Here is a 13,073-nt window from a genome sequence, read left to right as displayed (position 1 = left end):
GTTGAAAGCGGGCGTCTTATAAGGCGCGGTTCGACTTTTGACAGTGATTATCCGTTTAACATCGTGGGATTTTCCACGTGGTCGACTGCACCAGCGTGGCTATCGCTCGACTGGACGTAACCCCTAGTGCCTGCGGCGTCGGTTCCGGAGACCGTCGTACGGGCCACGTCCGGCAGGGCTGAGCGATAGTATCGAGAGCGATGGGCTTGACGCCGCGCGCAAACCCACGCAAATGCCCGCCTCCCACCGTATCGAGGCGCGATGGCGGAGTGGTGACGCAGAGGACTGCAAATCCTTGCACCCGGGTTCGATTCCCGGTCGCGCCTCCAGGGGGCGGCAGTTGCCGCCCGAATCGGGTACGTCCCGAAATTCGGCATAATCCGCCGCCCGGTTGAGGGCTGACCCGACATGCTGCGTAGCATTCCCGTGTAACCATGGAATGGATGCCATGACCGACGATCTCGACCAATCGCTGCGCCGGCTGTCCGACGTCACCGACGATCCCCGGCTCGACGCGCTGGCGCCTGCGGTCTTCGCGCAGGTGCGGGCGGATGGTGCCGCGCGTGCCGCCGGAGTCCGGCTGGCAGGCCTCGCCGCGGTCGGCGCGGTCACCATGGGGCTGATCGCTGCCGACCCGATCCCGCGTCCGCAGCCGGCCGCGACCTTCACCGACGATCTGGCGCTCGCCCCCTCGACGCTGCTGGTCGGTCGATGAGCCGGACCCGCTGGACGATCCTCGTCGCCATCGTCGCCTTCGTCGCGGCATTTGGCGGGGTACTGGCCGGGCGGGCGATCGGCGGCGGCCACAGCGCCGGGCATGGCAGCGAACTGCACGCGCTGTTGCACGATCGCATGCAGTTGACGCCAGAACAGATGCGCCGCCTCGATGCGCTGGAGGCGGGCTATGCCACGCGGCGCGCTGCGCTGCAGGCGCGGATGCGCGCCGACAATGCCCGGTTGGCGCAAGCCATCGCCGCCGAGCAGGATGACGGTCCGCGCGTCGCCGCCGCCGTCGATGCCTCGCATCGGACGATGGGCGATCTGCAAAAAGCGACGCTGGCGCATGTCTTCGCGATGCGACGGCTGCTTCGACCCGATCAGACCCCGGCCTTCGACCGGGCGGTGGCACGCGCGCTCACCCACCCTGCCCAGTGACCCCCGCCGATCCCGGCTTTGACGACGGCGCGCTGGCGGCACAAACGCTTGCCGGGAGCGAAGCCGCTTTCGCCACGCTGATGCAGCGACACCGCAGTCGGGTCTATCGCCTGATCCTCAACAGCGTCGCCGATCCCGACGAAGCGCTGGATCTGGTGCAGGAGACGTTCCTGTCGGCCTATCGCGCGCTTGGCCGCTATGACGGGACGCGGCCGATGTCGGCGTGGCTGGCGACGATCGCCCTCAACAAATGCCGCGATCATGCGCGGCGGCGGGCGTTGCGGCGCTTCTTTTTCGGTGCGCGGACGATCGACGATGTCGCCGATACGCTCGCCGCTGGCGATCCGGATCAGGCGCGAGCGGCGGAGCACAGGCAGGAGGCCGCCCGGCTGCGGGCCGCGCTCTCGCTGCTGCCGGCGACGCTGCGCGAACCGCTGTTGCTCTGCACGGTCGAGGAGATGCGCCAGTCGGAAGCCGCCGCGTTGCTCGGGATCTCGACCAAGGCGGTCGAGACCCGCATCCGTCGTGCCCGCGCCAAACTCGCCGAATTGCTAGGCGGTTGAGGGGAGGCGCGATGCGCTGCGTATGACCGGACGGATGACAAGGATATGTGCATGACGACGATCGATCGCCGCCGGTTGCTCCAGGGCGCGGCGCTGGGGGGCGTGGCGCTCGGCGCATGGACGCCGCTGGGTGCGCGACAGGCGACGAACGGTCCGGTGGTGTCGGGCGAGCTGATCGAGTTGCGCATCGGCCGCATCAACCGCATGGTCGACGGCCGGCCGTCGCGGAGCATCGGCATCAACGGCATGTCGCCCGCCCCGCTGATCCGCCTGCGCGAGGGGCAGCGCGCGCGCATCCGCGTCGTCAATGAGCTCGACGTTGAAACGTCGCTGCACTGGCACGGGCTGCTCGTGCCGTTCCAGTATGACGGCGTACCCGGCATCTCCTTTCCCGGCATCCCGGCGGGGCAGAGCTTTCTCTACGACTTCCCGGTGCGGCAGAACGGCACCTATTGGTATCACAGCCATTCGGGCGGGCAGGAGCAGGAGGGACTGTACGGACCGATCGTGATCGATCCCGCCGCGCCCGATCTCGTCGCGTTCGATCGCGAGCATGTGATCGTCCTGTCCGATCACAGCCGCTCCAGTCCCGCGACGATCTTCCGCAAGATGAAGCTGCAGCCGGGCTATTATAACTTCCAGCGGCAGACGCTGGTCGGCCTGTTGTCCGGTCGCGATCAGAAGGCGAAGGACCGCGCCGAATGGGGCAAGATGCGGATGGACCCCGCCGACATTGCCGATGCGACCGGTGCGACCTATACATATCTGGTGAACGGGCATGGCCCGGTCGACAACTGGACCGGCGCGTTCACACCCGGCGAACGGGTGCGGCTGCGGATCGTCAATGCGTCGGCGATGACGACGTTCAACGTGCGTATCCCCGGACTGCCGCTGACGATCGTGCAAGCCGACGGGCTGAACGTAGCGCCGGTAACGGTCGACGAGTTCCAGATCGGCGTCGCCGAGACCTATGACGCGATCGTCACCCCCGGTGCCGCGGCCTATACACTGGTCGGCGAGAGCGTCGACCGGTCGGGCATGGCGCGCGCGACGCTATCGCCGCGCCCGGGCATGGCCGCCCCGGTCCCACCGCTTCGCCCGCGTCCGCTGGCGACGATGACCGACATGGGCATGGGCGGCATGGGCCATGAAAGCAAACCCGGCGGCCCCGATCCCACCGCCGAGCAGAATGGATCGCGCAAGCTCGCCACAACTGCGGCTACCCCGCCGCAACCGACGATGGACCATGGGGCGATGGGCCATGGCGACGCGATGGGCGGCATGGAGGGCATGGGCGACATGCAGCACGGCATGCGCGACTTCGCCAACGCGCCCGGCGTCGCGAGGACGCCCGGCGTCCAGACCATCTCCCCGATGGCCGCGGATCGCACCGACTATCCCGGTCAGGGGCTGGAGGATGTCGGCCACCGCGTGCTGACCTATCGCCAGCTCCGCGCGCTTGATCGCAACCCCGATGTCCGCGCGCCGGGACGGCAGATCGATATCCACCTGACCGGCAATATGGAACGCTTCATGTGGGGCTTCGACGGGAAGCGGATGGTCGACACCCACGAACCCTTCGCCTTTGCCGAAGGGGAGCGGGTCCGCATCAACCTGATCAACGACACGATGATGGCCCATCCGATCCATCTGCACGGCCATTTCTTCGAACTGGTCACCGGGCACGGCGACCATAGTCCCCGCAAGCACACCGTGCTGGTGCAGCCGGGGGGCATCGTCAGCCTCGACCTGACCGCCGATGCGGTCGGCGACTGGGCGTTCCACTGCCACATGCTGTACCATATGCTGTCGGGGATGATGCGCGTCGTTTCGGTCCGTCCGCAGGGAGGCGCCGCATGACCCGCACCCTCGCCGCCCTGCTCGCGCTGTCGATCGCCGCGCCCGGCGTCGCGCAGGACCATAGCCATATGGACCATGCGCAAATGGGCCATGCACCGCCGGCGCAACCCGCCGCGCCAACCGCGTCCCCACCCGCCGCCACCCCGGATCCGGCCGAGCCGACCGGCACCGATCAGTCGCCCGGCAGCGCCCCGCCGCCGCCGGTCCCGATGCCGCATTATGCCGACCGCGTCTGGGGCGGCGACGTCATGGCCCGGTCGCGCGACGCGATGATGGCGGAAGAAGGCGGCGGCCAGCGCTTCGCCCAGCTCCTGCTCGACCGCGTCGAGTGGAGGGATGGCGGCTATGCGTGGGAGGGCGAAGCCTGGGTTGGCGGCGACATCCACCGCCTCGTCGTCAAGAGCGAGGGCGAAGGCGGCGACCGCGTCGACGCCGCCGAGGTACAGGCACTCTATTCGCGGGCGATCGACCCCTATTTCAATTTACAGGCCGGCATTCGACAGGATATCCGCCCGACCCCGGCGCGTACCTATCTCACGGTCGGCGTCGAAGGGCTTGCCCCCTATTGGTTCGAACTCGACGCCGCCGCCTTCCTGTCGACCAGGGGCGAACTACTCGGCCGGATCGAGGGCTATTATGACCAGCGCATCACCCAGCGGCTGATCCTGCAACCGCGCGCCGAGCTGAACCTGTCAGCACAGGATATCCGCGAGACCGGCACCGGATCGGGGTTGACCAATGCCGAACTGGGCCTGCGCCTGCGCTACGAGATCGCGCGCGAATTCGCACCCTATGTCGGCGTCAACTGGGAACGGCGCTTCGGGGATACGCGCCGCTTCGGCCGGGCGGCAGGCGAGGATAGCGGCGGCATCGGTCTGGTCGCGGGTATTCGCGCATGGTTCTAAACGCGCGCGCTTGCCGCTAAGGCCGCCCCTTCAACAGGGGAAAAGTCGATGCCGATTACCGATGCCGCCGGGTCGCCCGCTTATGTGCTGACGCTGTCCTGCGCCGATCGCGTCGGGATCGTCGCGGCGGTCAGCGGGCATCTGGCGCGGATCGACGGCTTCATCCTCGACAGCCAGCAATATGCCGATCTGGAGGCAGGGCGCTTCTTCATGCGGGTCGAGTTCGCCGGCGCCGGACCCGCCTTCCCGGTGGATCACGATAGCTTGCATGCGGGTTTCGCCCCGATCGGCGACGCCTTCGCCCTTGACTGGTCGATCGTGCCGCGCGCCGAACGGATGCGGGTGCTGATCGCGGTGTCGAAGGGCAGCCATTGCCTCAACGACCTGCTTCATCGGTGGAAGACCGGCGACCTGCCGGTCGAAATTGTAGGCGTCGTATCCAACCATCAATCGCTGCGCGCGCTGACCGAATGGCACGGCGTGCCGTTCCATTATTTGCCGATCGTCGATGGCGACCGGTTGGGGCAGGAAGCCGCGATGCTGCGCGTGTTCCAACAATCCGATGCGGAATTGCTGGTGCTCGCGCGCTACATGCAGGTGCTCGGCAACGAGCTGTCGCAACGTCTGGCCGGGCGGTGTATCAACATCCACCACAGCTTCCTCCCGAGCTTCAAGGGTGCCCGCCCCTATGGCCGCGCGCATGATCGCGGCGTCAAGCTGATCGGCGCGACCGCGCATTACGTCACCGGCGATCTCGACGAAGGGCCGATCATCGAACAGGCGGTCGAGCGCGTCGACCACCGCGACACCGAAGCCGACCTGATCCGCATCGGCCGCGATGTCGAGGCACAGGTCCTCGCCCGCGCCGTCCGTTGGGCCGCCGAACGGCGAGTGTTCCTGAATGGACATCGCACGGTGGTGTTTCGGTAATTGGGTACTCGAAGCAAACCGTTCGTGCTGAGTAGGGGCTGAGCGAAGTCGAAGACCCGTATCGAAGCACCGGCCATAGACGGTCCTTCGATACGCCATTTCAACAAGCTCAATGGCTACTCAGGACGAACGGCGTGCCCCGTACTCCGTTCGGTTCACTCCCCGTCGGGCTTCGCCATATTCGTATGCATTTTGGCCAGCACGCTGTCGGGCGTAATGTGGCTGATCGCCGCCTGCAGCTTGTTCTTTGCCCCCGACACGACATGTGCGGAGCCAGCCATCACCGCATCCCAACCATTGCGCGCGGTCCTGGCCGGATCCTCCTTCGAATCATCCTTGCCGACCGGCGTATCCAGCATCCCGGCGCGTTCGAAGAACGGCGTATCGGTCGGCCCCGGCATCAGCACGGTGATCGTCACCCCGCTGTCTTTCAACTCCTCGCGCAGCGCATAGGCGAAGCTGTCGAGATACGCCTTGGTCGCATTGTACACCGCCTGATAGCTGCCGGGGATCAGCCCGGCGATCGATCCGGTGATGAGGATGCGCCCCTCGCCCCGCGCCGCCATGTCGCGAGCAACCTTCTGCAGCAGGTACGTCGTGCCGGTGACGTTGGTGTCGATCACCTTGCGCCACGCCGACACTTCCTGTTCGATAAATGCATGGCCGAGACCACGCCCGGCATTGGCGATCAGCAGGTCGATCGGCCGCCCGGTAACTTCGTCGAGCAGCCGGTCATTGCCCTCGAAGGTTGCCAGATCGGCCTCGACCGCGCGCACCGCAGCCGCGCCGAAGTCCTCGGCAGCCACCGCGATTTGCGGCTCGTCGGCGACGACAATTAGGTCATAACCCTCCGCCCCCGCGATCTTCGCCAGTTCGTACCCGATACCAGTCGACGCCCCGGTAATCACCGCCAGCTTGTTCGCCATCACGCTTCTCCCGTCGCGGTGGCCTTCGCCCAATCGGGCTTCAGCACGACCTTGGTGCAGACATTCTGTTCGTCGTGGAACTTCTTGTAGCCCTTGGGCGCATCCTCCAGCGCCATCCGGTCTGAAATCAGGAAGGTCGTATCGATCTTCTCCTCCATGATCGCCGCCAACAGGCCGGGGAGATAACGCTGGACATGCGTCTGCCCGGTCTTGAGAGTCAGCCCCTTTTCCATCAGCGCGCCGAATGGAAATTTGTCGATCATGCCGCCATACACGCCGGGGACCGACACACGGCCGCCCTTACGGCATGCTACGATCGCTTGGCGCAGCGCGTGCGGCCGGTCGGTGCCAAGAAAGGTCGACGCCTTGATTTGGTCGACGATGTTGTCGACGAACAGCCCATGGCTTTCGAGGCCGACGCTGTCGATCACCGCGTCGGGGCCGATGCCGCCGGTCATCGTCATCAGCGCGTCATAGATGTCGGTTTCCTCGAAATTCAGGACCTCCGCACCCAAGCCCTTGGCCAGCGCCAGCCGGTGCGGGAAATGGTCGATCGCGATCACCCGGTGTGCGCCCATCAGCAATGCCGACTGGATCGCGAACAGCCCGACCGGGCCACAGCCCCAGACGGCGACGATGTCGCCTTCCTCGATATCGGCATTCTCTGCCGCCATCCATCCGGTCGGCAGAATGTCCGACAGGAACAGCACCTTGTCGTCGTCGATCCCGTCGGGAATGACGATCGGTCCGACGTCGCTGAAGGGCACGCGGACATATTCGGCCTGACCGCCGGGATAGCCGCCGGTCATGTGGCTGTACCCGAACAGGCCGGGGGCGACCTGACCCCATAATTCCTGTGCGATGTCCTGATTGTCGGCGGGGTTGCCATTGTCGCACCCCGAATATTGCTGCTTCGAACAATGATAGCAGCTGCCACAGGCGATGACGAAGGGCACGACGACGCGCTGCCCCTTCTGCAACGTCGATTTGGGGCCGGTCTCGACCACCTCGCCCATGAATTCATGGCCGAGGATATCGCCCGCCTGCATCGTCGGGATATAGCCGTCATACAGATGCAGGTCGGACCCGCAGATCGCGGTCGACGTGATCTTGATGATCGCATCGCGCGGATTGATGATCTCGGGATCGGGAACGCTATCGACGCGGACGTCGTGCTTGCCGTGCCAGGTAAGTGCGCGCATCGCCGGCTCCTTCTTAAGACTTGGGTTCGCGGTTGGGCGGCGTGGTCGTTGCGATCTCGCCGGTTTCCATCAGTTGCTTGAAGCGCCGCAGGTCGCGCCGCGCCTGGATCGCCGGTTCGCGCTGCGTCACCTTGGCGACCAGCTTGCCGAGAATGCCGGCGGGCGGGGAATAGGCGATCATGGCGGTCACCACCGTCCCGCGTCCCGGCGCCGCTTCGTGGAACGATACCCAGCCGCTGTTCGGGACGTCACTGTTTTCGGCGCGCCAGCCGATATGCTCGCCTTCGACGTCTTCGGTAACGATCGCGTCCCATTCGTAGCTGCCGTTCGGTCCGCTGACGCTCCAGTGAGACCGCTCCCGATCGCGAACCTCGATCGCTTCGACGTTCAGCATGAAGGTCGCGAGGTTCCCGAAGTCGCGCCAATAGGCATAGAGTTCGCGGGCCGGCCGGTTGATCGTTACCGCGACCCCCGATACCGACGATTCGCCATTCGGAGCGGCCTCGCCGCGTTCGCTACTGTGCTTCGAAGTAAAGGCCGGCGCGTCGTCGCGCGCGATGTCGCCGGGGTGTCCGCTGTCGGCCATGGCCATGCTCTCCCTTACGCCGAACCCAAGGGGCCCGACCGATTGATCCATATTAAGATATTGATCGAACGATGTTTTTCGACCACGCGAACCCTAACCGCCGGCACGGCGGGCTGTTCCGGGAGTCGCACGCTTTTGCCGGTCAACGGTACGGATTTGCAGACGGGTCGCGCCGCGCTATGCGCTCGGCCATGCACGGTGCCCCGCTTACGCTTCACAATTCGCTGACCCGCAGCCCTCAGCGCTTCGAACCGCTCGATCCGGAAAAGGGGGTACGCGTCTATTCGTGCGGGCCGACGGTCTACAACTACGCGCATATCGGCAATCTGCGCGCCTATGTGTTCACCGACACGCTCAGCCGGGTGCTGCGGTGGAAGGGCTATGCCCTTACCCATGTCATCAACATCACCGATGTCGGCCATCTGACCTCCGACGCCGATGCCGGCGACGACAAGATGGAGGCGGCAGCCAAGGCGCGTGCCCAGTCGATCTGGGACATCGCTGCGCATTACACCGCGGCGTTCAAGGGCAATCTGCGCGACCTCAACATCGACGACCCCACCCGCTGGTCGGTCGCGACCGATCATATCGCCGAGATGATCGCCTTTGCCGAGCGGATCGCCCCCGACCATTGCTACGAACTCGACAGCGGTCTCTATTTCGACAGCAGCACCGTGCCGAATTATGGCGCGCTGGCAGGCGGACAGGACGATGCCGGCGAAGGCCGTATCGACCCGGTCGCGGGCAAGCGTAATCCGCAGGACTTCGCCATCTGGCGGAAGACCCCGCCGGGCGAGACGCGGCAGATGGAATGGGACTCGCCCTGGGGGAAGGGCGCGCCGGGCTGGCATCTCGAATGCTCGGTGATGAGCATCAAATATCTCGGCAGCCCGTTCGACATCCATACCGGCGGCATCGACCACCGCGAGATCCACCACCCGAACGAGATCGCGCAGAACCAGGCCTATTGCGGTTGCGCCGACAGCGGTGCCGCGTTCTGGATGCACAACAACTTCCTCGTCGAGCGTTCGGGCAAGATGTCGAAGTCGAAGGGTGTGTTCACTACGCTCCAGACGCTGATCGACGGCGGGGTGCATCCGCTCGCCTACCGCCTGATGTGCCTGTCGGCGCAATATCGTTCCGAACTGGAGTTTTCCGCCGCGAACCTGATCGCGGCGCTGACCCGGCTGAAGCGGCTGGCGATGACCGTCGTCGCTTTGCGCGCCCGTGCATCGGGCGAGGGCGACGCGGGCAAGGCAGCCGGCTACCTCGAACGCCTCGACGCGGCGGTGTCCGACGACCTGAACACTCCGCGCGCGCTGCCGGTGCTCGACGAACTGCTGGCCGACAAGAAGCTGACACCCGCCGACCGCCTCGCCGCGCTCGCCGATTTCGACGCGGTGCTGGGCCTCGGCCTCGCCACGATCGAGCGCACCGACCTGCGCGTTCGCCCCGCCGATGCGACGATCGACGCCGCCGTGATCGAGGCGCGGCTCGCCGATCGTAAGGAAGCCCGCGCCGCGAAGGATTTCGCCACAAGCGACGCGATCCGCAACGAACTGACCGCCGCCGGTGTCGAGGTCATGGACGGTGATCCGCTCGGCTGGGACTGGCGCCCGACGCTGGGATAGGTCGCGCTAACCCCTTGCTGCCGGCCCGCCTTCCCCGTCATACCCTTCCCCGCGAATCATCGGGGGACGATATGCGGGGACAGGTACTGGGCGTCGATCGGGACGGACGCGAGGGGCGGATCGCGGGCGACGACGGCCAGCGTTACTGGTTCCAGCCCGACGACTGGAGCGACCGTATCGGCCCGTCGGTCGGCGCGCAGGTCGATTTCGAAACATCGAACGGGCGCGCGCTGCGCATCTATCACGTCCCCGGCACCGTCGCCCCCCGCCCCGCGAATGACGACCGCCGCCCACGCGGACGCAAGGACAAGATCGCCGCCGTGCTGTTCGCCTTCTTCCTCGGCACGCTCGGCATCCATCGTTTTTATCTCGGCAAAACCGGATCGGGCATCGTCATGCTGCTGCTGACCTGTACGGTGGTCGGCCTGCTGGTCACGGGCGTCTGGGCGCTGATCGACGCGATCCGCTATCTCGTCATGGACAACGACGAATTCCATCATCGCTACGGCTGATCGAAGCAGTCGATCGGGTCGAACAACCTTTCCTTCATTGCGCCAACGACCGGTTTCGCGCATGGGAATTGCCCGAACCGACTGGATGGAATTCTCCCATGGCCGCCAACTGGGCCCCCGATAGCTGGACCACCGCCGAAGCGCGCCAGCTCCCCACCTACCCCGATCGCGCCGCGCTGGACGCGACCACGGCACAGCTTGCCAGCTATCCGCCGCTGGTCTTCGCCGGCGAAGCCCGCAGCCTGACCGCCGAACTCGCCGAAGTGGCCGAGGGTCGCGCATTCCTGCTCCAAGGCGGCGATTGTGCGGAAAGCTTTGCCGAATTCCATCCCAACTATATCCGCGACACCTTCCGCGTCATCCTGCAGATGGCGGTGGTACTGACCTTCGCGTCGAAGCTGCCGACGGTGAAGGTCGGCCGCATGGCCGGGCAATTCGCCAAGCCGCGCTCGGCCGATACCGAGGTCGTCGACGGCGTCGAACTACCCAGCTATCGCGGCGACAATATCAACGACATCGCCTTCACTGCCGAAGGCCGCATCCCCGATCCGCAGCGGATGATCCGCGCCTATTCGCAGGCGGCGGCGACCCTCAACCTGTTGCGCGCCTTCGCGACCGGCGGCTATGCGAACCTGCATCAGGTCCATCGCTGGACGCACGACTTCATGGGCCGGTCGCCCTGGGCCAAGAAATATGCCGACGTCGCCGACCGCATCGGCGAAGCGCTCGACTTCATGGCCGCCTGCGGCATCGACGCCGACAGCGTGCCGCAATTGAAGGCCACCAGCTTCTACACCAGCCACGAGGCGCTGCTGCTGCCGTACGAACAGGCGCTGACCCGGCAGGACTCGCTGACCGGCGACTGGTACGACACTTCGGCGCACTTCCTGTGGATCGGCGACCGCACCCGCTTCGACGGCTCGGCGCATGTCGAGTTCCTGCGCGGCATCGGCAACCCGATCGGCATCAAATGCGGCCCGACGCTCGAGCCGGACGCACTGCTGCGGATGCTCGACACGCTCAACCCGAACCGGGTTGCCGGACGCATGACACTCATCACCCGCTACGGCCACGACAAGATCGAGGCGGGCCTGCCCAAACTGATCCGCGCCGTCCAGCGCGAAGGGCATCCGGTGGTCTGGTCGTGCGATCCGATGCACGGCAACACCGTCAAGGCGACGACCGGCTACAAGACCCGGCCGTTCGACCGCATTCTCGCCGAAGTGCGCGGCTTCTTCGCCGTCCACCGGGCGGAGGGCAGCCATGCCGGCGGCATCCATGCGGAGATGACCGGGCAGAACGTCACCGAATGCACCGGCGGCGCGATCGCGGTCACCGAACAAAGCCTTGCTGACCGCTATCACACCCATTGCGACCCGCGCCTCAACGCCGGGCAGAGCCTCGAGCTGGCGTTCCTGCTGGCCGAGATGCTCAACGAGGAGATGGCCGAACGCCGCGCCGTCGCGGCCTGACGTCTATTGGCAGCACTTCCGTACCCCCGCGCAGGCGGGGGTCCAGGGTACCAAGCGCAAACCTTGGATCTGCTTGACTCTGGGCCCCCGCCTGCGTGGGGGTACGCACATCCGAAAGCCGAACGCGAACTACCGTCGGCGCAACAACCACCCCCTAGCCTCTTGCCCTCACACGCAATACAGCACACCGACATCGGGCACGCGCGCTACCACGGCGCGTACGTCAGACGACTGGCCCGGGTCGTCCCGCCATGCGCGGGGCGGGGCCGAACGCGTTAAGGGAACCGGTAGATGACCGACGAGACACAGATGGTTGAGGCGCTGGACGCACGGGCGCGTCGGCGTGAAGAACGCCGCGACTTCTTCCGCGCCTTCGGTGCGGCGGCGGCGATCGGTGGCGGTCTCGCGCTCACATCCTGCGGCGACGGCAATTCCTCGCCGACGCCGACCCCCACCGGCACTACGACCCCCACGCCTACCCCGACCCCGACCGCATCGGGCACCGCCGGGACGTCCGATGTCGACGTGCTGAACTTTGCGCTCAACCTCGAATATCTCGAAGCGCAATTCTATGCCTTCGCCGCCAACGGCACCGGCCTCGCCGCCGCGCTGCTGACCGGCCCCAGCGGCACCACCCCCGGCGCGGTGACCGGCGGGCGCAAGGCCACACTCAACGATCCGGTCGTCGCCAACTTCGCCCGCGAAATCGCGCAGGACGAGGTCGCGCACGTCGAATTCATCCGCAATGCGCTGGGCAGTTCGGCCATCGCCATGCCCGCGCTCGACATCAGCGCCACCGCGACCAGCGCCTTTTCGGTCGCTGCCCGCGCCGCCGGCCTGATCGGTGCCAACGACACCTTCGACCCCTATGCCAGCGACGACAACTTCCTCCTCGCCGCCTATCTGTTCGAGGATATCGGCGTCACCGCCTATCGCGGCGCGCTGCCCGGCATCGCCAACACACTCATCCGACAGGCAGCGGCCGGCATTCTCGCCGCCGAAGCCTATCATGCCTCGATGATCCGCTCGGCACTCTATGTCCGCGGCCTGTCGACCCCGTCGCTGATCGACGCGACCGAATCGATCTCGGCCGCGCGCGACAGCCTCGACGGCGGCACCGATCTCGATCAGGGCGTCCGCCCGAACGGCGACCAGTCGAACATCACGCCGTTCGATCCGAATACCGGCCTCCCCTATGGCCGCACCACCGGACAGGTGCTCAACATCGCCTATCTGAACCGCAATGCCGTCGCGACCGGCGGGTTCTTCCCAGCCGGCCTCAACGGCAACATCAAGACCAGCGCGGCGAACTGAGCCTTTCGGGAGCGAGA

Annotated in this window: 13 protein-coding genes and 1 tRNA gene; 11 read left to right on the top strand and 3 right to left on the bottom strand. The window is 66.2% G+C overall.

All coding sequences use genetic code 11. The features are described 5' to 3' along the window. Positions 1–255: 255 nt before the first annotated feature. The 7 genes from AAIO73_RS01570 (at position 256) to purU (ending at position 5,413) form a co-directional block, all read left to right on the top strand. Positions 256–329, top strand: a tRNA-Cys gene (locus AAIO73_RS01570). A 119-nt stretch (positions 330–448) separates the two neighbouring features. Next, positions 449–715: a hypothetical protein gene (locus tag AAIO73_RS01565; protein WP_345875718.1), complete on the top strand. Its 267-nt coding sequence runs from the start codon at positions 449–451 to the stop codon at positions 713–715. Continuing rightward, a complete protein-coding gene (locus AAIO73_RS01560; RefSeq protein ID WP_345875717.1) occupies positions 712–1,155 on the top strand; it encodes a periplasmic heavy metal sensor in 444 nt (147 codons plus the stop codon). Before AAIO73_RS01565 ends, AAIO73_RS01560 begins: the two co-directional genes overlap by 4 nt. After that, entirely contained in the window at positions 1,152–1,718 is a 567-nt protein-coding gene (locus AAIO73_RS01555; RefSeq protein WP_345875716.1) for an RNA polymerase sigma factor, read from the top strand. The genes AAIO73_RS01560 and AAIO73_RS01555 overlap by 4 nt, the downstream gene beginning before the upstream one ends. Before the next feature lie 51 nt (positions 1,719–1,769). Next, positions 1,770–3,578, top strand: a complete 1,809-nt coding sequence (locus AAIO73_RS01550; protein ID WP_345875715.1) for a copper resistance system multicopper oxidase — start codon at positions 1,770–1,772, stop codon at positions 3,576–3,578. Continuing rightward, on the top strand, positions 3,575–4,483 hold the full coding sequence (locus AAIO73_RS01545; RefSeq protein ID WP_345875714.1) for a copper resistance protein B: 909 nt from the start codon (positions 3,575–3,577) through the stop codon (positions 4,481–4,483). Before AAIO73_RS01550 ends, AAIO73_RS01545 begins: the two co-directional genes overlap by 4 nt. Before the next feature lie 48 nt (positions 4,484–4,531). Next, positions 4,532–5,413: a formyltetrahydrofolate deformylase gene (gene purU, locus AAIO73_RS01540; RefSeq protein WP_345875713.1), complete on the top strand. Its 882-nt coding sequence runs from the start codon at positions 4,532–4,534 to the stop codon at positions 5,411–5,413. Positions 5,414–5,568: 155 nt separating this feature from the next. Here purU and AAIO73_RS01535 read toward each other — a convergent pair whose 3' ends face one another. From AAIO73_RS01535 to AAIO73_RS01525, 3 genes are read right to left on the bottom strand one after another with little or no spacing between them, the layout of a single operon-like run. Beyond that, positions 5,569–6,339 (bottom strand): SDR family NAD(P)-dependent oxidoreductase, encoded by a 771-nt coding sequence (locus AAIO73_RS01535; protein ID WP_345875712.1) that lies wholly within the window; start codon positions 6,337–6,339, stop codon positions 5,569–5,571. Then, positions 6,339–7,541 (bottom strand): zinc-dependent alcohol dehydrogenase, encoded by a 1,203-nt coding sequence (locus AAIO73_RS01530; protein ID WP_345875711.1) that lies wholly within the window; start codon positions 7,539–7,541, stop codon positions 6,339–6,341. The genes AAIO73_RS01535 and AAIO73_RS01530 overlap by 1 nt, the downstream gene beginning before the upstream one ends. A 13-nt stretch (positions 7,542–7,554) precedes the next feature. Further along, positions 7,555–8,127 carry an SRPBCC family protein gene (locus tag AAIO73_RS01525; protein ID WP_345875710.1) on the bottom strand — a complete coding sequence of 191 codons (573 nt, stop codon included), beginning with the start codon at positions 8,125–8,127 and terminating at the stop codon, positions 7,555–7,557. A gap of 191 nt (positions 8,128–8,318) precedes the next feature. On the opposite strand from AAIO73_RS01525, the gene cysS reads away from it, so the two are divergent. The 4 genes from cysS (at position 8,319) to AAIO73_RS01505 (ending at position 13,056) form a co-directional block, all read left to right on the top strand. Then, complete coding sequence (gene cysS, locus AAIO73_RS01520) at positions 8,319–9,758, top strand: cysteine--tRNA ligase (RefSeq protein WP_345875709.1); 1,440 nt, start codon at positions 8,319–8,321, stop codon at positions 9,756–9,758. 71 nt (positions 9,759–9,829) lie between these two features. Then, positions 9,830–10,270 (top strand): TM2 domain-containing protein, encoded by a 441-nt coding sequence (locus tag AAIO73_RS01515; RefSeq protein WP_345875708.1) that lies wholly within the window; start codon positions 9,830–9,832, stop codon positions 10,268–10,270. Between the two features lie 98 nt (positions 10,271–10,368). Next, a complete protein-coding gene (locus tag AAIO73_RS01510) occupies positions 10,369–11,742 on the top strand; it encodes a class II 3-deoxy-7-phosphoheptulonate synthase (protein ID WP_345875707.1) in 1,374 nt (457 codons plus the stop codon). Between the two features lie 291 nt (positions 11,743–12,033). Continuing rightward, complete coding sequence (locus tag AAIO73_RS01505; protein ID WP_345875706.1) at positions 12,034–13,056, top strand: ferritin-like domain-containing protein; 1,023 nt, start codon at positions 12,034–12,036, stop codon at positions 13,054–13,056. Positions 13,057–13,073 lie beyond the last annotated feature (17 nt).

The organism is Sphingomonas epibiotica, from assembly GCF_039615155.1.
In the GTDB taxonomy this organism is placed as follows: Bacteria; Pseudomonadota; Alphaproteobacteria; order Sphingomonadales; family Sphingomonadaceae; genus Sphingomonas.
This window is presented reverse-complemented; position numbering and strand designations above follow the sequence as displayed.